The sequence below is a fragment of the Ruegeria sp. D3 genome (genome assembly GCF_056534465.1).
Genome location: NZ_JBQFPK010000011.1, coordinates 78,694 through 97,605 on the forward strand (window position 1 = coordinate 78,694; position 18,912 = coordinate 97,605).

Sequence of the window (18,912 nt, forward strand, 5' to 3'; positions counted from 1 at the left end):
AACCTCAGGCGGTGCCGCGTACCAGGTCAGCGTGTTTCGTGATCCAGCCGTTGCCTTGCGATTTCTTCGTTCCGTAGGGCTTTTTGGTGATCCTGTGTGCATTGCTGAACGAAATTCAAGTGTCTCTGGACGGCTTCGCGGGCACCTTCTGGGTCACGTGCCTGTAGCGCGGTATTGATCGCTCGATGCTGGTCCAAGATGGCTTCTCGGGTTGTGCGCTGATTGAACATCATTTGGCGGTTGTAAAAGACGCCCTGTCGTAACAGATCGAACATCGACCGCATCATATGCAGCATCACGACGTTGTGGCTGGCCTCGATGATGGCCATGTGGAATTGGGCGTCCAGATTAGCTTCATCTTCCGGCGCATTGCGGGCATGGGCGGCCTCCATCTTTTCAAAGATCGTCTGGACGACTTTCAAGTCGCTTTCAGAACCCATTCTCGCTGCGCGCTCAGCTGCCAAGCCCTCCATATCTCGTCGGAATGAGAGATAATCGAAAACAGCCTCTTCATGGCTGCCGAACAATCGGATCAGAGCAGGGGAAAACGCCGAGCCCAAGACCTCGGCAACGTATATGCCCGAGCCTGCTTTGGCCGTCAGCAATCCTTGTTCTTGCAGTTCCGATATCGCATCCCGCAGCGACGGCCGCGACACGCCCAGTCGCTCGGCCATTTCACGCTCGGCAGGAAGTCGTTCGCCCGGACGCAGGATGCCCCGAAGGATTAGCAGTTCGATCTGTCGAACCACCGCGATCGATAGCTTTTCGGTCTGAATTTTTTGAAAGGGCATCGGGACACTTTTCCAGATTGGTCAAATCATATGACCACGGATTCAGGCCCGGTTCAAGAATGCCTAGAAAGGACATAACACTACTAGGTCAGCAATATTGACATTAATGCATTATCTATTACGCTGCCTCTAAACGGAGGAGCCTTATGTCAACGCCAGATTTGTTTGCGACCAGGGCCTCACGGATGAAAGCCTCAGAGATTCGTGAATTGCTGAAGCTGCTGGATCAGCCGGGGATTATCTCGTTTGCCGGGGGTATTCCCGACCCGGCTTTGTTTCCTGCCGATGCCTTTGCCAATGCGTTCCAATCGTGCCTTGGGGATGGGCCTCATGCGCTCCAATATTCGGTCAGCGAAGGATATCTTCCCCTTCGTGAATGGCTTGTCGGACATATGCAGCAGATCGGAATCAAATGTTCCGCGGAAAACATCCTGATCACCTCGGGTTCGCAGCAAGCGCTGGATTATTTAGGAAAACTTTACCTGTCCCCCGGAGACACAGCCTTGGTTGGCTGGCCGACCTATCTGGGCGCAATCAACGCATTCGACGCATATGAGCCCCGTTTTGATCGGTTGGACTTGAAGGCGAACCGCCGGGCGGCTGAATATGCAGCTGCGTCCGGTGAAGGAAAGATCAAATTCGCTTATTTGTCCCCGGATTTCGCAAACCCGACGGGTGAAACTGTTGACCGCGCTACACGTGAGTCACTGCTTGATCTTGCTGAGGACCTGAATATCGCAGTAATCGAGGATGGTGCGTATCAAGCCTTGCGCTATGACGGTGAAGATATTCCGCCGATTCTTGCCTTGGAGCTTGCCCGAAAGGGAACGATCGAGGCGTGCCGGACAGTCTATTGCGGCAGTTTTTCGAAGACACTGTCGCCCGGTTTGCGCGTGGGTTGGGTTGTTGCTTCGCGAGAGGTCATTTCGCAGTTGGTTTTGGTCAAACAGGCGGCTGATCTGCATTCGCCAACGATCAATCAGATGTCGATTAACGAAGTAGCACGTGCTTGTTTCGACACGCACATTTTGCGTGTGCGGGCAACGTATCGCAGGCGGCGCGATGCGATGCTGGACGCTTTGCGGCGGGAAATGCCCGAAGGGCTGCAATGGACCAAGCCGGAAGGCGGAATGTTCGTCTGGTTGACCTTGCCCCAAGGACATGACGGGGCCGATCTTTTGTTACGGTCGTTGGAAACGGTACAGCTGGCTTTTGTACCTGGGCGCGCATTTTTTCCTGATGGCTCGGGTCGGAATACAATCCGGTTGAGTTTTTCCAGTTCGGACGAGGCCACGATACGAGAGGGTATTAAACGTCTGGGTCAGGTTCTGCGCCACTAGTGGAAAAGGTTTGTTAACCATTCCACCTCACCATAGAGAACATGATCCGATACTTCGCCTTGCTGGTCCTGGCTGCATGTTCGGAGGGCACGCCTCATTTCCGCGATGTGCCCGCGACGCGTGTGGCGGTGAATGGTAGTGTCTTTGACGTGCGCGTGCGCGATGATCTGGCCGAAGCAGTGCGGGTGAACATGCAATACGCCCCGCGGCTCGGGCCGATCCGTGGTCGCGCTGCTCAGGCGATGGCACAGGTTTCGGGGTGCCCAATTCTGGATGTGCTGGGCGATGCCGCTGTGACGATTGGGGTGTTAGGTTGCGACCGAGAGGCGGGTGAGCGCTTGCTGCAGACTGCGGTGGCCATCCCGAACTACGAATGCTTGGACACAGGTATTTTCGATCACATCGGCGATAGCTACGGTTATCAGGTGTTCGAGTGTACTGCCTACTGACATACGCGAATTCCTGCGTATTTTGCCAAGATATTGTGGATAACTTGGGCTGATATCCCATATCCTGCGCAAGTTCGTTGACTCGACCCCAATCCGTTGCGCAGACTTCCAGCGTATAGGAATCACGGGACTCATTGCCTTTGCGTTTTAGCAAACTCAAACTCACCGGCTTCAAAAGCTTTGTCGATCCGACCGATCTGATTATCGCGGACGGGCTGACCGGTGTGGTGGGACCGAATGGTTGCGGCAAGTCCAACCTGTTAGAGGCGCTGCGTTGGGTGATGGGCGAAAACCGCCCCAAATCCATGCGTGGCGGCGCGATGGAAGATGTGATTTTCGCCGGGGCGGCCACGCGACCCGCGCGCAACTTTGCCGAAGTGGTCCTGACCATGGACAATTCGGAACGGTTAGCGCCCTCGGGGTTTAACGACACCGATCAGTTGGAGATCATCCGCCGGATCACCCGCGATGTGGGCAGTGCCTACAAGACCAACGGCAAGGATGTGCGGGCGCGCGATGTTCAGATGCTGTTCGCGGATGCTTCAACGGGGGCGCATTCGCCCGCGCTGGTGGGGCAGAACCGGATCGCCGAGCTGATCAACGCCAAACCCCGAGCGCGGCGGCGTATTCTGGAAGAGGCCGCCGGGATCTCGGGGCTCTATCAACGTCGGCATGAAGCCGAGCTGAAGCTGAAGGGCACGGAATCCAACCTGACTCGCGTTGATGACGTGTTGGAACAGTTGGGCACACAGCTGGCGCAATTGGCGCGTCAGGCTCGTCAGGCTGCGCGCTATCGCGAGATTGGTGAACAGCTGCGGCAAGCCGAAGGGATGCTGCTGTACCGACGCTGGAAAGAGGCCGACATGGCCCGTCAACAGGCCGAGGAAAAGCTGCGCGAACGGATTACTGAGGCCTCGCGCGCCGAGGCCGAGGCGCGCGCCGCCGCTGCCAAACGTGCCGAGATTGAGGAAACCCTGCCGCCCCTGCGCGAGGAAGAGGCCATCTCAGCCGCTGTGTTGCAACGTCAGCAGGTGCAGCGTGACCAGCTTTCTGATCAGGAAACCCGCGCGCGTCAGACGATTGAAACCCTGACCAACCGTATTCAACAACTCGGCAATGATATCGAGCGTGAAAGCGGTTTGAACCGTGACGCGGGCCAGATGATCGAACGGCTGGAATGGGAAGCCCGCGAGCTGGCCAAGGCGGCTGAAGGTCACGATGACAAGGTGGCCGAGGCGGCGGAAATCGCGCGTGAGGCGGCCTCGGTGCTGCAGGATCGCGAGGATCACCTCTCGCAACAGACCGAGGATATGGCCCGTCTGGTCGCCCGTCACCAATCGGCGCAGCGTTTGGTCGAGGACAGCCGCAAAACGCTGGCCCGGTCCGAGGGCGAAGAAGAAAAGGCGCGCGGTGCCGTGAATGAGGCGCGTGAGGCGTTGACCCGCGCGGCCGAGGCGTTCGAGGCCGCGCAAGAGGGTGAAGAAGAAGCCCGCGAGGCCGCCGAGGCCGCCGAAGAAGCGCTGGCCGCAGCCGATGAGCTGCGTAGCGAGACGCAAGCGCGCGAGGCTGAAGCCCGCGCGCAACGGTCCGAGGCAGAGGGTGAGTTGGGGGCCATTCGGGCTGAGACCACCGCTTTGGCCAAGCTGGTTGAACGTGACACCGCTGAGGGCGGGCAGGTGATGGATCTGCTGCGCGTTGCTCCGGGCTATGAAAAGGCGCTGGGTGCCGCGCTGGCGGATGATCTGCGCGCGCCTTTGGTCGACGGTGACGGGCCGTCGGGCTGGGTGGAGGTCGCGGGGTACGACGCGGATCAGCCCTTGCCTGAAGGAGCTGAGCCTCTGGCGCTGCATGTGTCGGGGCCGGACCGCCTTAGCCGTCGGATCGCACAGATCGGGCTGGTTGATGCAGATCAGGGCGCGCGGTTGCAGGCCGCGTTGAAACCCGGTCAGCGGCTGGTGTCGCGCTCGGGCGATCTGTGGCGCTGGGACGGGTTCCGCGCCTGGGCTGAGGACGCGCCGAGTGCAGCCGCGCTGCGGCTTGAACAGCTAAACAAGCTGGAAGCGTTGAAACAGGAACTCACCCGGACCGAGGCGCAGGCCGATGGCGCGCGGGCGGCGCATGAGGCCCTGTCGCAGCAATTGGCCGACGTGACCGAGGCTGACCGCCGTGCGCGCGACGCCCGACGGTCCGCCGATCAACGTATGGCCGAAACTGCACGCGCGCTCAGTCGGGCCGAGGCGGATCGCAATCTGGCGCAGGGCAAGCTGGAAACCCTGACGCTGGCCGTGGATCGCCACAAGGAAGATGCCATGTCTGCCCGCGCCCAACTGCGCGAGGCCGAGGGCGCGCTCGCTGGCTTGGGCGATCTGGACAGCGCCCGCGCGCAGGTCGAAGACATCAAACAAACGGTCGAAGCCGCTCGGATCACCATGCTGACCCACCGCTCGACCCATGACGAATTGCGCCGCGAGGGCGAAGCACGGACCCGTCGCAGCCAGGAGGTCAAGAAAGACCTCAGCGGCTGGAAACACCGGTTGGAGACGGCGGAAAAACGCATCTCGGAACTGGCTGAGCGCAAGGAAAGCTCTGAGGAGGAGCTGACCGACGCGATGGCCGCCCCCGGCGAAATCGCCGAGGCGCGCGAGGAACTGAACGAGCTGATCGAAACCGCCGAAGCGCGCCGGGCAGAGGCTGCTGACAAGCTGGCTCAAGCCGAGGCTCAGCAGCGCGAATGGGTGATGGCCGAACGTGATGCGGAACGTCTGGCCTCGGAAGCGCGCGAAAGCCGGGCCGCCGCCGAGGCGCGCTCTGACGCCGCCAAGGAAAGCGTAACCGCCGCTGCGGAACGCATCGCCGAGGATCAGCAGCTGACGCCAAACCAGTTGCTGAACCAGCTGGACGTGAACCCCGACCAGATGCCCGCCGCCGACGCGCTGGAGGCCGAGGTTAACCGCCACAAACGCCAGCGCGACGCGATGGGGGCGGTGAACCTGCGGGCCGAAGAGGACAGCAAAGAAGTCCAGGAAGAATTCGACACGCTGAACAGCGAAAAGGCCGATCTGGAAGAGGCGATCAAAGCCCTGCGCACCGGCATCGCCAGTCTCAACCGTGAAGGTCGCGAGCGTCTACTGACGGCGTTTGAACAGGTGAACTCGAACTTTGCCATGCTGTTCAAGCACCTGTTTGGTGGCGGTGAGGCCAATCTGGTCATGGTTGAAAGCGACGATCCGCTGGATGCGGGGCTTGAGATTATGTGCCAGCCACCGGGCAAGAAACTCTCGACGCTCAGCCTGCTCTCGGGCGGTGAACAGACTCTTACTGCAACCGCGCTGATCTTTGGTGTGTTCCTTGCCAACCCCGCGCCGATCTGTGTGCTGGACGAGGTCGATGCTCCTCTGGACGATGCTAACGTGACGCGTTTCTGCGACCTGCTGGATGAGATGTGCCGCCAGACCGACACGCGGTTCCTGATCATCACCCACCACGCGGTGACGATGGCACGGATGGACCGGCTTTTCGGTGTGACCATGCAGGAACAGGGCGTTAGCCAGCTGGTTTCGGTCGACCTGAAGAAAGCCGAACAGATGGTCGCCTAACCTTTCACTGCAATGTCATGCCTGTTGCAGAGCAGTTCGGTCTAGACTGTAACCATGACGCGACTATTGATCCTCGCCTTGCTGAGTGCTGGCCCCGCCCTTGCCGCCGAATGGCCCACCAAACCCGGAGACGTCCCCCTGTCGCCCGAGGAACTGGACGCTTTGGCCGGACGCACGCTGACTTTCTTTGACGACGGGCAGGCCAAATTCTCGGCTGGCGGTGCCTATTCCTACACCTACGCCAGCGGAGACGCCGCCTTTGGCACCTATTCCATCGCCGAGGACGGCAGCGTCTGCATCGCTTACCGCAACGGGTTCGGTCGCTGCGATCTGTACGTGCGCAGCGGCGACCGGCTGATCCTGATTGACGAAAAAGGGGATCGATATCCGGTCCGGCCGGAATGAACCGGATCGGGTGTATCCCTGTTCACATGCCTTTCGGCCACGATACAAACGAACAAGACGTCCTTGGCGGATACTCGGTCTGAAGGAAATCCCATCATAGGTATCGGTTGACCCGAAGCGCAGGGACTTTTTTCCAAGTCGTTAGTGCTTGTTGAACGAACCGCTGTCGGAGGCCCTGGTTTCCGCGCATTGCAGCTCCAAACCACGCTTTCAGCTGAGCGTTATGCTTTTCCGCATATTTGGGTGGGTTTCAGGTGTGAATATGATGCGCGCTGTGTGTTGAATTGGCATTTCCCGCGTTGTTCTACTCAACAGGCTTTGCGAGAACTAACCGTTTTTCTTAACTGGTTATATCTTCGCGGTAGTAAATGTCGCGTCCGATATCAATACAAACAAAGTCATCCGGAACCGGAATCATCGCGCGTAGAAACGAATGTGGGTAAGCGAAGAAATTGAAGTGTGGATTGAAAGTATACAGGTATTCTCGTTCGCGCGGAACGATTATAATCAGTCTCTTACGAGTGATGCGACGTAGTTCGGCAATTGCTGCGCGGTAATCCAGAATATGTTCGATCACATGCGTGCAAACCACGTTGTCGAATTCACCGTCCTCAAAAGGCAGTTCCTCGATGCGAGCTGAAATGCCTTCGATCCCTTCCAATGCGGCGGCATCATCTACAACGAAATCTACGCCAACCTTACGGGTCAGGCCGGGGCGACGCTCAGCCAGTCTGGTCAGTAGCGCACCGGTGCCACAGCCGACATCGCAGATTGATCCTTCGACCAGTTCTTGTGCAATCTTGTTGATACACTTGTCAGAGCAGTCAGTCTCGTCATGAACCCTTGGATGTTCGCGGTAGAGTGCTTCGTACTCATCATTGGTCAGAAATGGGGCGCGACTACGGAAATCGGCAAGCCGCGATATGTGCTTTCCCCAGGCTAATTCGGCCAGAATGCGAAACAAAACGGAGTCTCGAACAAACGCGGGAAGGATGTCCTCGAGAACGAAGCGCAGTTTGTTAGTTGTTTCTCGTCGCATTGGGTTTCGGCTTGGGTTTGGTCAATTACCACATCCGTTATACGTCCGATCCGAAGTGGGTCCAGAGGCTGGCGATCTTCATGGAAAGAAGAGGAAGCGATCGAATGCATTTGCTGCGATTAGGCAACATTCTTCCGCGACGGGAGCCTGCTAGTGGCAAACGTCTTGCTGAACAGCATTGCCAGGCCCAACCTGCAACCGCATTTGGACACGGGACTTGTTGTTTTGAAAACTGTAGAACCCGAAAGGACTCTGCCTGCCAGCTTGCGAGTGGCGGTGATATTGCCAAGTTACAATGAAAGTGTGGCCATCGGTCCGACAGTGACAGCATTTCAGGATGCTTTGCCAGATGCTACCATTTATGTCTTTGACAATAATTCTACTGATAACACAGCGCAGGTGGCCAGAGAAGCAGGCGCCGTTGTAGGGTTTGAGGCCAGTCCGGGGAAAGGTAGCGTTGTCCGCCGGATGTTGGCCGACATTGACGCGGACGTTTATGTCATGGCTGATGGCGATGCCACCTATGACGCGGCCAGCGCACCGGCCCTGATAGAGCGGCTCGTGTCCGGGAATTTTGACATGATCACCGGAAATCGGAGCAGTACAGAGCAAGCGGCCTACCGTCCAGGTCATCGGTTCGGAAATCGAGTTTTAACAGGTTTGGTTGAATGGTTATTCAAATGTAAGGTCGGAGATCTGCTTTCAGGATACCGCGTGTTCAGTCGCCGCTTTGCAAAGACTTTTCCTGCTCATTCCCGTGGTTTCGACATCGAAACCGAATTAACGGTTTTTGCGTTGCAACTCAGGCTTCCGATTGATGAGATGGACACTCCCTATCGGGCTCGCATGGAGGGTTCAAACTCCAAACTATCCTCTGTTGCCGACGGTTTTAGAATCCTGCGAATGATCGGGCTGATGCTGAAGGAAGAAAAGCCTATGCAGTTCTTTTCAGTGATCGCAGCGTGTGCATTTCTGCCGTCTCTGGTGGTTTTTGCCTCGGTCTTCCGGGAGTTTCTGGAGACTGGCCTTGTCGAACGAATCCCGTCACTGTTTACGGCGCTTTCAGGTTTCGTGATCGCAGTTTTGTCCTTTGTTTGCGCTGTGCTTCTTGACACTGTTGCGCGGGGGCGAAGGGAAGCGCGACGCATTGCTTACCTTAGCTATCCGCCACCTTGGAATTCTTCTGCCTCGAAGTGGTCGGACGTTACCGAAACAAGATCAGGCGCGGGGCAATGAAATCGAACGCCAATGCTGAAATGGCGGCAGGTGTCAGGGGGAATTCTGGAAACAACAATTTAGTATCAATTTGTTGAGCCGTCATCCTGTAAGCGGAAAAACTGATGGCAAGACCAAATGACATTGACCTAGGTGATAGCGCGTCAAATACCGCCTATCCTTGTGCGATGATCCGAACAGGTGAGGATATGCACGAAAAACAAAAAGCAACTGACGCCTCAGGTGTAATCGCATTTGTAGTGTTTTTTTCACTCGTTGCGGTGCGGCAGATATTGCGTGCGCCCGAAGCGACAGAGTTGTTGCTGGATCTCGACAACGATGCCGCCATGCGTCTTGTCATAGTGCGCGATTTTTTGGCAGGGCAGGGATGGTTTGATTTGGTGCAATACCGTCTTGGGGTTGATGGCGGTACGCTTATGCATTGGTCGCGTTTGGTCGACTTGCCGATTGCCGGATTGATTTTACTTTTCGAAGTTTTTTTTGATCGCGCCTATGCCGAGTACCTCGCTTTGCTCATCTGGCCACTTGTCACACTTGCGGCGGCTATGTTGGTATCCGCAAAGATCATGTTTGCTTTGGCTGGTGGTTCCGCGCTTTTTTATACTGCCGTTTTATTCAGTATCATCATCGGCTTCGATGGCAGGTTCCAGCCGGGAAGTATCGACCACCACAACGTCCAGATGGTTCTATTGCTGACTGCCCTTCTGGCGATGGTTTCGCCATTTGGAAGTATCAGGCGTTTGATTGCTGGCGGCATTGCGATTTCGGTCAGCCTAGCCATTGGTATCGAAAACCTTCCTCTGCTAGCCGTGATATGTTTTTGCATTGCCGGTGCTTGGGTCTACCACGGTAAATCCCGACAAAGGCAGGTCATGTACATATGTGCGGGAATTGGCTTGGGCATGTGCGTGATTTTCCTGCTGTCAGCTCCTGCTGCGGCTTATGCGGGCGGGTTTTGTGATGCGTTGTCGCGCGACCTTGCAGCCCCTGTCATTCTGAGCAGCGGTACTCTTTACATTCTTGCCTTAAAAACACCGGAACGTGCATGGCAAAGGGTGTTGCGTCTTGCTTTTGCCTTTGCAGCTGTTGGGTTAGTGTCAATCGCGTTTTTTCCGGCGTGCGCACAAAACCCGTTGGATGGGCTTGACCCAGACCTAAAAGTATTTTGGCTGGACCATGTCTCTGAAACAGGCGGCCTGCTCGATATCATCAACGGTGTCGCTGGGTATAACGATGTCTATATCGTGTATTACGTTGCAGGGTTCTTTGGTCTGCTCGCCAGTTTATTCCAAATCAAGGCGGATCGGACCAGGCGCACAGAGTGGATATCATTTTCTATCCTGCTCGGCGTAGCCTTGGCGATTACTGTGTATCAGATTCGTGGTTCTCTTGGCCTGTTGGTACTTTCGGTGTTCCCGTTGGTGAAATGTGTTACCCAAGCGCGTTGTGTCTTACGACGCCGCTTTGGCGAGTTTTCTCTTGTATTGATATGGATTCCTTTGCTTGCGATCTTGCCGGGGGTTTGGGGGTACGGTTTTTCGGTTTATGTCCGACTTTTCCCGACCACTGACTATGCATCAGTACCTGAATACGGTGGGAACGTTGCTTTGGGCGAATGCTGGACGCAGGAATCGGTCGCTGCGCTAGCCGGATTGCCGAAAGGTACGGTCGCGGTCAGTTGGGACTTTGGAACCAACGTTCTGGTCAACACCCCCCATAGAGTTTTGGCGGCGCCATATCATCGAAACGGTTCGGGAATACTGGCACAAACCCGACTTTCGATTGCCAAGGATGCCGAAACGGCGAAAGAAATAATTGAAGAACATGGCGTGACCTACGTTGTGACATGTGGCCATGATTCGGTATTGTTAGGGTTGTCTCGAATTGGGTATTCGGGATTCAGCCTGGATTTAAAATCGGGAAGTGTCCCAGACTTTCTGAAACTGATCCGAACGCCGGAAACTTCTACGATGACTGTCTATGGCGTGCGCTAGCACTGCCCGGTGGCCATTTTCAAACTCCTAGAACCGCTTCGACCTTGTCCAAAGTTGCTGTGCTGACAGCTACGCCATTTGCCTGCGCCGTGGCGCGGTTGGCGGCTCGGCCGTCTCCTGGAAGGTGAGCGCCGTCCTGGGATCGGATCGCGTCAACCAATTCGCCAAGACCAGAGGCGAATGCGTCTTGCGACGTGGCCGCTGGATCAATGGCAATGAAAAACTGCCCGGTTTTGGGTGGTCCGCCAACAGTACCTGAAAACGGAGATGCGTTAAGGCCAAGAGTGGCACCCGTAAGCGCGGCAGCCAAAACCTCGGTCAATAGGGCGACGCCGACACCCTTGTAACCTCCGGACGGCGCCATCGACCCTTTCAATCCAACTGCCGGGTCTGTTGTTGGATTGCCGTCTGCGTCCAGCGCCCAGCCTACCGGGATCGGTTTGCCTTCTCGGGCGTGTTTCATGACTTCGCTTTTCGCAATGGTGCTGGCGCTTTGGTCGATCACCAGCGAAGGTTGCCCGTTCGCGCCCGGAGCCGCGATCGAGAACGGATTAGTCCCGACCACAGGTTTTGATCCCCCGGACGGAGCGATCGAGGCTGGCGCGTTGGTGAATCCCAACCCGACCAGACCAGCCTGTGCAATCCGGAAGGTGTGATACCCCAGAACACCGCAATTATAGCTGTTGCGAATGGCGAGCGCTGCTATTCCCTGTTCGCGGGCGGCAGGCAGCAGCGCCTCGAACCCCAAATCAATTGCGGGATGCGCAAATCCCGTGGCGGCGTCCACGTTCACAACACCCGAACGTGGGCGTGACAGCACTGGTTGGGCGGCACCGTCGACTTTCCCGCATTTAACATGCTCGCAGTAGATCGGGATGTAGGCAAGCCCGTGGCTGGAGACGCCGTCTGCTTCGGTTGCAGCAGTTGCAACCGCCAAGGGGCGCGCATTTGCTTCGGTCGTACCAGCGGCAACGAGGGCGCGAAAAGCCAAATCTTCGATCTGGGTCAATGTCAGGGTGCGGGTCTCGGTCATTTTGGGTCTCATCAATCGTTGTCAGACAGACCCGCTCCGGCTCCGCGCAGGCGGGAGTCTTCGGTTGCGGGGGCATAGGTGAAGTGGGCAAGGCGATTCAGCTCGGACCAGTCTGCAGGGTCGGGCGTGGCACGTGTGCACTGAGGATGGGTTTGGATCATTATCCCGCCCCGCTTTATTGTGATCTGGCTTGCCTGTTCGGGGACCGAAAAGGCCGTGGTGAGGGCAAACCCATCGGTCACAAACTGTGTCTTATCCATTGTCACGGAAACGGGGGTATCCAAAAACCGCGCCACGTTGGCTGCGAAGGGCAAAAGTAAAACCGGGAAAACAATGTCCCGCAACGCGATGTCTTCTTTGCGCAACTCAGCAGCTTGGTCCGAAAGGTGTGCTCCGGCGGCAATTGGGCAGTCTGCTGCGGGCAAACTTGGTTGCGCGCTTTGTAGTTTCGCCAGTTTTGCTAACGCCCCGATCCCGTCCATGCCCTGAGCACAAAGCCAGCGAGTAGCCTTGGCGGCCTCTTCCGCGGGACCCCAGCTATGTCCGACACCGCGCATTGCCCGTTTGGCAGTGGCTTCGACCTCGTTCAGTGACAGGTTCATTGTAGCGCCTCGGGGTAAACCCAAAGATCTGCGTTTTCTGTGTTCAGTTCGTCCGGGTAGGGCGCGCCCGAATACATGCAGATGCGAACCCACCGGTCCGAGCGCGGGTCGAACTGTGTTGCTCCAAAGAATGATAGTTTTGCCCTTAGCATGTCGATGGGCAACACGTTTGCACTGATTGTGTTGTCGCGGATTTCTCCGTACGGGGCGACGCGACCGATCTGCGCTCGTCTTATGGTGTGGCGATGTTCTGGATGGCGCAGGAGAAACGCGGCGATCTTGTCTGTGTCCGCCCAATCCTCAAGGGAGCGATAAGCAACGGCCGCATCCCGTGCAGGGGCCAGAGGTTGTTCGTACTCCGCGATTGGTTCTTCGAAACGTTCGCCAAGGCGGGGTTCCAGCTTTTCTTCGGACACGTACCATGCGCGGGCGCAGTTGGCTTGTTCCTGCCAGTCAAGATCAAGCGCCCAGTCAAAACTCTGCCGGATCAGCGCGCTCACCTGTGCGACGCTCATACTGCCGTCGATCATCTGCGCGCCTGCGTTGCTGTCGGCCATGCAATCGACCAGACCGTCGACCAAATCGCCATAAGGTTCCAGAATCAGCGAAGCCAGCAATTCTTGCCCCTCTTCACTCAGATGATCCTCGGACCAGCAGATAAGAGCGTCCCATGGGTGGTGTTCGGTCAGGTCGCGCTTGGCCAGCTCGGCGGTGAGCATGTCCAGATCAGTTTTGAGCGCGGCCAGTTTGTCGATTTGAACCGGATGATCCGAGCGCCACCACGACACCGACAGCTTGCTGCGTTCGAAAATCGCGCGGAACTGTGCCATGCGGTCCGGTGTGGCGTGTGGCACGGACCGCACCCGCGCGATGGCCTCTTCGCGCACCATGATCCAGTTGTTGAACAGAACGGGGTGATTAATGATGAACGGCGCCATTCCCAGACCGGTCGAATTGCCGATGCCCAGCCACTGCGCAATCGCCGGGTCCAGACTGGCTGTTTCATCGCCCCCTTTGAGCCGCGCCATATGTTGCACCAGATCGCGCACGAAGGTGCGAGTCAGATAGACCGACAGCATCTCGGTCTGGAAAGGCGCGCTTAGTTCCGGGCGGTCAGCGGTTGTCTCACGATCAGCCGCCCCGAACTTGCCCGAGCCATATACGGCCGTGGTGCGCATCAGGTAGCCCACCTGATAGATCTGCTCGGGGTCCGGCTGTTTGCCTGCTGCCAGAGCGTCGACCACATACGCCCAAAGCCGGACCGAACGGTTGGCGCGGGACAGCGACAACTCGTTTTCGCTTATCCGCCCGGCCTCTTGCAAAGGGACGTTTTGCGACAGACGTTCGACGTCTTCGATCGTAGGGATGCCATCGAACAGGGTAAATGTGGCGTCCCAAGCCTCGGCGATCACGCGGTCGGAGCGTTGTTCGGGCGGCAAATCGTGAGCGAAAGCCACCAGTGAATAAGCGCGTTCAGGGCCATGCGCGGTATAGACCGCATGACCCACCCCGTTCGTGTCGATGTCAAAAATGGGTCGGGTAAAACGCCAGTTCTCGCGGGCCATCCGCCGGGTCAATTGCCGCATGAAACTGAGGCGACATTGGTGCAGCGACCCCAACCGCGACAGTCGCATGACCTGCGCGGGGTCTCGGCGTGCAATATCGCGCTGCAGATTGGTCATGCGCGTGGTCCGAAGTTTTCAGCAAAGAAACGATACCAGTTGCCGCCCATGATACCTGAAACCTCATCTTCGTTCATACCCACGGAACGTAGTCCGGATTCGATATTCCCAAAATCGCGGTTATCCTGAAACCAGCTGGGCATGGGTGGAAAACCGGGAGCCGAGGCCGAGCCTTCGCCATAGTCGATTTCTTTCGTCCAGCGCCCGACGCGCATCCACTCGACCACGCTGTCGGGTTGGTCCTGACACAGATCAGTGCCGATCCCCAGATGTTGGACGCCGTATTTGTCGGCGGTGCGAGCGATCATCTCGCAGAAACTGTCCAGCGTGCAGGCTGATTTGTCTTTCAGATGATGCGGATAGACCGAAAAGCCGAGCATCCCGCCATGGTCCGTCACCGCGCGGATCACCGCATCGCGCTTGTTGCGCAGCGCGGGCGACCAGTCATGCGGATTGGCGTGAGTGATGGCGATGGGACGCTCGGACAGTTCGGCGGCCTCGATTGTGGATCGGTCAGCCGAGTGACTCATATCCACGACAAGACCGACGCGGTTCATTTCTTTGATCACCTGCTTGCCCATGCGGGTGATGCCGGTATCTTCGGCCTCATAGCAGCCGGTGGCCAGCAGGGATTGGTTGTTATAGGTCAACTGCATGAACCGGGCACCCAGATCGTGCAGGATTTCGACCAGACCGATGTCGTCTTCGATGGGCGAGGGGTTCTGAAAGCCGAAGAACACAGCCGTCCGCCCGGTTTCGCGCGCTGTGCCGATGTCGCTGGCCCAACGGCCCTTCATGATCAGGTCGGGGAATTGCTCGAACCAGCGGTTCCACTTTTCAAAGTTCAGGACGGTTTCGCGGAAGTTCTCATGATAGGAGATGGTGACGTGGATCGCGTCCACGCCACCTTCGCGCAGTTGCCGGAAAATCTTTTCCGACCAGTTGGCATATTGGAGCCCGTCGATGCGCATCAGACCGGTGTCCCGGCGCTGATATAGGCGGTTTTGACGGTGGTGTAGAACTCAGCTGCCGCTTTTCCCTGTTCGCGGGGGCCGTAAGAGCTGTCGCCGCGCCCGCCGAAGGGCACGTGATAGTCGGTTCCGGCGGTCGGCAGGTTCACGGTGACAACACCAGTGCGCGCGTTGCGGCGGAAATGGGTGGCGCGGGCGAGGCTTTGGGTCACGATGCCCGAAGTCAGGCCGAAATTGGTGTCGTTGACGACACTCAGCGCCTCATCATAGCTGCCGACCTTGATGACGCTGGTCAGCGGCGCAAACATTTCTTCGCGGTTGATGCGCATGTCGTTGGTGGTGTTCAGGAACACGCCGGGCGACATGTAGAACCCGTCATGCGGCATCTCCAACCGCGCGCCGCCACAGGCCAGCTCGGCGCCCTCGGACTTGCCCAGATCGACATAGGCGAGGTTTTCCTGCAACTGCTGCTCGCTGACAACCGGCCCCATCTGGGTGCCGTCCTCCAGCGCGTGACCGACTTTCATCGCTTGCGCACCTGCGACCAGTTGCTCGACGAACGCATCATGGATACCCGCATGAACAACCAGCCGCGACGAGGCGGTGCATTTTTGTCCGGTGCCTCCAAACGCGCCACCCAGCGCCAGCGTCACCGCCAGATCAAGATCGGCATCATCCATGACGGCCAGCGCGTTCTTGGACCCCATCTCCATCTGTACCTTGGTCAGGTTCTGGATGGCTGCTGCCGCAATCCCTTTGCCCACCGGCACCGACCCGGTGAAGGAAATCGCATCCACCTTGGGGCTTTCCACCAGACGCTGCCCGATGCTGCGCCCCGAGCCCATCACCAGGCTGAACAGGCCCTTGGGTATGTCCTGCCGTTCAATAATCTCAGTCAGCGCGACGGCCGATGCAGGGGTGATGTTCGCAGGCTTCCATACCACCGCGTTGCCGTAGCACAGCGCCGGTGCGATTTTCCATGAGGCGGTCGCGGTGGGAAAGTTCCATGGGCTGATGATGGCGACGACGCCCACGGGTTCGCGCCGCACGTCAATCTCAACGCCGGGGCGGACAGAGTCGGCATTCTCACCGATCTGACGCAGACACTCGGCTGCGTAATAGGTAAAGAACTGTCCCGCGCGATAAACCTCGCCTTTACCTTCGGCCAGCGGTTTGCCTTCCTCGCGCGACAGCAGCGTGCCCAAGTCCTCGGCGCGGGCCATCAGCTCGTTGCCGACGGCGTTTAGAACAGCTTGCTTGCGTTCAGGCAGATACGTCGCCCACTCTGCCTGCGCAATGCGCGCCTGCGCTAGCGTTGCATCCAACTGGTCCACGCTAGCTTGGGCGAACATGCCGACAAGATCGCTCAGATCCGACGGGTTGCGGTTTTCGATTTCAGAGTCACCAGCCAGCCAGTTGCCGGCAATCAGGTTCAGTTTGGTCACACCACGCCTCAGAGAAAACAAGAGTTGCACTGAGCATGGCTTTTTCGTTTACCATCAGTCAAATTCAAACAGGTGAAGAAAACTTCAGGGAAATTGAAATATGGCGATTAAGATCGAAACCCTGCGATGTTTTTGTACCGTGGTTCAATCCGGAAACTTGACCGAGGCTGCGGACCGACTGGGGCGAACTCAGTCAGCCGTTTCCATGACGCTTAAGCAACTTGAAGGCCATTTGGGTCGCAAACTGTTCGAAGGCGAACGCAAGAATCGTCTTTCCCCTTTGGGAGAGCAAGTTTTTGAGCTTGCGTTGAGGCAGGTGCGTCAGTTCGATCAAGCCGTAGGTGACATTGAAGCCGTAGCTTCGGCCGAGCAGGGGTTGCTGCGAATCGCATCGGTGCCATCTGTCGCAGCGCTAGTGTTTCCGCGTGTTCTGAGGCACCTGACACAACGCTTTCCTGGGGCGAAGGTTGATCTGCGGGACACTGACACGCAGCAGGTCCTGGATGCATTGGTCGAAGGGAAGGCGGATATCGGAATTGCCTCGGGGCATCACGCGTTGAACGGTTTTAATACCAAACCCTTGTTACAAGACCGGTTCGGGCTGGTCTGTGCTGCCGATCACCCGCTGATCCGACAGGTTGAACCCCCGTGTATTGCCGATCTGGGGACCGTGCCGTTCATTCGAAACAGCCTGTGCGACCTGATCACGTCGCCGCAGTTTCACCAAGCGATTGATCAGGCTGACATCACGATCCGCAACACACATTCTTTGATTACGATGGTCAGGACGGGCAATTGGGCGACGGTCTTGCCTCAAACGGTGGCAGAGTTCATTCCCGAAGCCACCGCCTTTCGCGAGATAAAAGACCTGCCGGATCAAAGGCAGGTCTTTTTGTACGTCAAAGAACGGTCACGCTTTCCCGAACTGACCGAGGCCGCAGAGCACCTCATTCTCGCATATGATGCTTAGGGCTTCTATTTTTTGACGTCGCCCGCAAACCGCGCGGCGTTTTCTTTGGCAAAGGCCGACGCATCGGCGCTTGAGTCCCAGAATTGGGGGTTTGCCTTGGGAATGGTCACCGCTTTCTGAACGGCGGGCCGGGCGTCGATGCGTTCGAACCAGGCGTTCAGATGAGGTAGATCGTCTACCTTGACCCGTGCCCAGACATAGGCCCGCGCCCACGGGTAAAGCATCATATCCGCGATGGTGTATTCATCTGCGGCGATCCAGTCGCGCCCTTCAAGCCGTGTGTCCATAACCTCTAGCAGGCGGCGGCTTTCATCGACGTAACGGCGGATCGAGAACGGTTCGTCGTGCCCATTGGGGGCGGCGATATGTTGGAAATACATCGCCTGTCCCATCATGGGCCCGATATGACCGACCTGAAAGAAAACCCATTGCATGACTTCGGATCGTTTGATCGGGTCTTCCGGCAGGAACTTTCCGTATTTTTCGGCCAAGTGCCACAAGATCGCGCCGCTTTCGAATATGGCGCGCCCCTCGGACCGGTCATAAATTGTCGGTATTTTACCGTTGGGATTCAGCGCCAGATAACCTGGCGCTTTTTGTTCTTGTTTGGAAAAGTTGATATGGGTGAGGTCGTAAGGAATTCCGGCCTCTTCCAGAAAAATGACCGGTTTATAACCGTTCATCGTTCCTGCAGTGTACAGATGAATATCAGGCTGCGACATCGTCTGCCTCGGCGAATGTAGAATTCAGATGCGTCTGGAATCGGGCAAAATCTACCTCGATCGTCGGGTTCTTCATAACATCAAACGCGGCAAAAGTCGGCAGAGGCTTCATCGCCATGAATTTCGCGGTTAGGTGCAGCGGTTTCAGCAGGTCATCTACGCTATCGCCGGCAAAGAAGGGCTCGGTTGGGTTGTCGAACGCTTCGACCGGGGCGTTGAACGTGACTGACAGCATATAGCTTTTATCGTGCAACACGCCGCCCATACCGTAGTTGGACTTAGGGGCGTCACTGGTGCGCCCATCGCCATGTGCAAACCGTCCATCCATGGCCGAGGTATAGACCTCGTCCATGTATTTCTTGAAGACCCACGGCACGCCCATCCAGTTCACCGGGAATTGCATGATGACAGTGTCCGCCCACAAGTGGTTCGCGACTTCTGCGTCGACATCATAGCCTTCGGCGACCGTAGTCACCCGGACATCATGGCCCAGCGTGCGCAACTGGGTGCTGGCTTGTTCGGTCAGGCTGGCGTTCAGAGCACCGGGGGCCGCTTCATAAGGCTGTGTGCCATTGAGGATCAGGATATTGCTCATGTCTATGCCCTTTTTTCAATCTTGGGAATGTCGTGTCCAAGC

16 protein-coding genes are annotated in these 18,912 nt (G+C 57.3%); 7 read left to right on the forward strand and 9 right to left on the reverse strand.

The window, feature by feature from the left end; genetic code table 11:
* Positions 1-26: 26 nt before the first annotated feature.
* Positions 27-791: an FCD domain-containing protein gene (locus tag ACR0DX_RS16420; RefSeq protein WP_170356123.1), complete on the reverse strand. Its 765-nt coding sequence runs from the start codon at positions 789-791 to the stop codon at positions 27-29.
* Between the two features lie 146 nt (positions 792-937).
* Between ACR0DX_RS16420 and ACR0DX_RS16425 the strand changes: the two genes are divergently transcribed.
* The 4 genes from ACR0DX_RS16425 (at position 938) to ACR0DX_RS16440 (ending at position 6,581) form a co-directional block, all read left to right on the forward strand.
* A complete protein-coding gene (locus tag ACR0DX_RS16425) occupies positions 938-2,131 on the forward strand; it encodes an aminotransferase-like domain-containing protein (protein WP_170724718.1) in 1,194 nt (397 codons plus the stop codon).
* A 41-nt stretch (positions 2,132-2,172) separates the two neighbouring features.
* Positions 2,173-2,580, forward strand: coding sequence for a hypothetical protein (locus ACR0DX_RS16430; RefSeq protein ID WP_170356125.1), 408 nt, complete (start codon positions 2,173-2,175; stop codon positions 2,578-2,580).
* Positions 2,581-2,720: 140 nt separating this feature from the next.
* The gene (locus ACR0DX_RS16435) at positions 2,721-6,176 is read left to right on the forward strand and encodes an AAA family ATPase (RefSeq protein ID WP_170724715.1); all 3,456 of its coding nucleotides are present in this window, start codon (positions 2,721-2,723) and stop codon (positions 6,174-6,176) included.
* A gap of 54 nt (positions 6,177-6,230) precedes the next feature.
* On the forward strand, positions 6,231-6,581 hold the full coding sequence (locus tag ACR0DX_RS16440; RefSeq protein ID WP_170356127.1) for a hypothetical protein: 351 nt from the start codon (positions 6,231-6,233) through the stop codon (positions 6,579-6,581).
* 340 nt (positions 6,582-6,921) lie between these two features.
* Here ACR0DX_RS16440 and ACR0DX_RS16445 read toward each other — a convergent pair whose 3' ends face one another.
* Positions 6,922-7,620: a class I SAM-dependent methyltransferase gene (locus ACR0DX_RS16445; protein WP_170356128.1), complete on the reverse strand. Its 699-nt coding sequence runs from the start codon at positions 7,618-7,620 to the stop codon at positions 6,922-6,924.
* Positions 7,621-7,773: 153 nt separating this feature from the next.
* Between ACR0DX_RS16445 and ACR0DX_RS16450 the strand changes: the two genes are divergently transcribed.
* A complete protein-coding gene (locus ACR0DX_RS16450; RefSeq protein ID WP_480846752.1) occupies positions 7,774-8,856 on the forward strand; it encodes a glycosyltransferase in 1,083 nt (360 codons plus the stop codon).
* A 104-nt stretch (positions 8,857-8,960) separates the two neighbouring features.
* On the forward strand, positions 8,961-10,850 hold the full coding sequence (locus ACR0DX_RS16455) for a hypothetical protein (RefSeq protein ID WP_480846754.1): 1,890 nt from the start codon (positions 8,961-8,963) through the stop codon (positions 10,848-10,850).
* Positions 10,851-10,869: 19 nt separating this feature from the next.
* Here the strand turns inward: ACR0DX_RS16455 and ACR0DX_RS16460 are convergent, their stop codons facing one another.
* The 5 genes from ACR0DX_RS16460 to ACR0DX_RS16480 are packed head-to-tail and all read right to left on the reverse strand — an operon-like array spanning position 10,870 to position 16,583.
* Positions 10,870-11,883 carry an Ldh family oxidoreductase gene (locus tag ACR0DX_RS16460; RefSeq protein ID WP_170356130.1) on the reverse strand — a complete coding sequence of 338 codons (1,014 nt, stop codon included), beginning with the start codon at positions 11,881-11,883 and terminating at the stop codon, positions 10,870-10,872.
* A gap of 11 nt (positions 11,884-11,894) precedes the next feature.
* Positions 11,895-12,485, reverse strand: a complete 591-nt coding sequence (locus ACR0DX_RS16465; RefSeq protein WP_170724714.1) for a DUF3726 domain-containing protein — start codon at positions 12,483-12,485, stop codon at positions 11,895-11,897.
* Positions 12,482-14,167 (reverse strand): hypothetical protein, encoded by a 1,686-nt coding sequence (locus tag ACR0DX_RS16470; protein ID WP_170356132.1) that lies wholly within the window; start codon positions 14,165-14,167, stop codon positions 12,482-12,484. The genes ACR0DX_RS16465 and ACR0DX_RS16470 overlap by 4 nt, the downstream gene beginning before the upstream one ends.
* Positions 14,164-15,138 carry a membrane dipeptidase gene (locus ACR0DX_RS16475; protein WP_170356133.1) on the reverse strand — a complete coding sequence of 325 codons (975 nt, stop codon included), beginning with the start codon at positions 15,136-15,138 and terminating at the stop codon, positions 14,164-14,166. The genes ACR0DX_RS16470 and ACR0DX_RS16475 overlap by 4 nt, the downstream gene beginning before the upstream one ends.
* On the reverse strand, positions 15,138-16,583 hold the full coding sequence (locus tag ACR0DX_RS16480) for an aldehyde dehydrogenase family protein (protein WP_170356134.1): 1,446 nt from the start codon (positions 16,581-16,583) through the stop codon (positions 15,138-15,140). Before ACR0DX_RS16480 ends, ACR0DX_RS16475 begins: the two co-directional genes overlap by 1 nt.
* A 100-nt stretch (positions 16,584-16,683) precedes the next feature.
* Between ACR0DX_RS16480 and ACR0DX_RS16485 the strand changes: the two genes are divergently transcribed.
* Positions 16,684-17,553, forward strand: coding sequence for a LysR family transcriptional regulator (locus tag ACR0DX_RS16485; RefSeq protein ID WP_480846758.1), 870 nt, complete (start codon positions 16,684-16,686; stop codon positions 17,551-17,553).
* Positions 17,554-17,558: 5 nt separating this feature from the next.
* Here ACR0DX_RS16485 and ACR0DX_RS16490 read toward each other — a convergent pair whose 3' ends face one another.
* Both ACR0DX_RS16490 and ACR0DX_RS16495 read right to left on the reverse strand, forming a co-directional pair.
* The gene (locus ACR0DX_RS16490; protein WP_480846760.1) at positions 17,559-18,275 is read right to left on the reverse strand and encodes a glutathione S-transferase family protein; all 717 of its coding nucleotides are present in this window, start codon (positions 18,273-18,275) and stop codon (positions 17,559-17,561) included.
* Entirely contained in the window at positions 18,262-18,870 is a 609-nt protein-coding gene (locus ACR0DX_RS16495; RefSeq protein WP_170356137.1) for an NAD(P)H-dependent oxidoreductase, read from the reverse strand. The genes ACR0DX_RS16490 and ACR0DX_RS16495 overlap by 14 nt, the downstream gene beginning before the upstream one ends.
* Between the last annotated feature and the right edge of the window lie 42 nt (positions 18,871-18,912).

Bases quoted from the DNA above. Each gene is read 5' to 3' on its own strand.
- ACR0DX_RS16420 (WP_170356123.1), bottom strand. From the start codon at position 791: ATGCCCTTTCAAAAAATTCAGACCGAAAAGCTATCGATCGCGGTGGTT.
- ACR0DX_RS16425 (WP_170724718.1), top strand. From the start codon at position 938: ATGTCAACGCCAGATTTGTTTGCGACCAGGGCCTCACGGATGAAAGCC.
- ACR0DX_RS16430 (WP_170356125.1), top strand. From the start codon at position 2,173: ATGATCCGATACTTCGCCTTGCTGGTCCTGGCTGCATGTTCGGAGGGC.
- ACR0DX_RS16440 (WP_170356127.1), top strand. From the start codon at position 6,231: ATGACGCGACTATTGATCCTCGCCTTGCTGAGTGCTGGCCCCGCCCTT.
- ACR0DX_RS16445 (WP_170356128.1), bottom strand. From the start codon at position 7,620: ATGCGACGAGAAACAACTAACAAACTGCGCTTCGTTCTCGAGGACATC.
- ACR0DX_RS16455 (WP_480846754.1), top strand. From the start codon at position 8,961: ATGGCAAGACCAAATGACATTGACCTAGGTGATAGCGCGTCAAATACC.
- ACR0DX_RS16460 (WP_170356130.1), bottom strand. From the start codon at position 11,883: ATGACCGAGACCCGCACCCTGACATTGACCCAGATCGAAGATTTGGCT.
- ACR0DX_RS16465 (WP_170724714.1), bottom strand. From the start codon at position 12,485: ATGAACCTGTCACTGAACGAGGTCGAAGCCACTGCCAAACGGGCAATG.
- ACR0DX_RS16470 (WP_170356132.1), bottom strand. From the start codon at position 14,167: ATGACCAATCTGCAGCGCGATATTGCACGCCGAGACCCCGCGCAGGTC.
- ACR0DX_RS16475 (WP_170356133.1), bottom strand. From the start codon at position 15,138: ATGCGCATCGACGGGCTCCAATATGCCAACTGGTCGGAAAAGATTTTC.
- ACR0DX_RS16485 (WP_480846758.1), top strand. From the start codon at position 16,684: ATGGCGATTAAGATCGAAACCCTGCGATGTTTTTGTACCGTGGTTCAA.
- ACR0DX_RS16490 (WP_480846760.1), bottom strand. From the start codon at position 18,275: ATGTCGCAGCCTGATATTCATCTGTACACTGCAGGAACGATGAACGGT.
- ACR0DX_RS16495 (WP_170356137.1), bottom strand. From the start codon at position 18,870: ATGAGCAATATCCTGATCCTCAATGGCACACAGCCTTATGAAGCGGCC.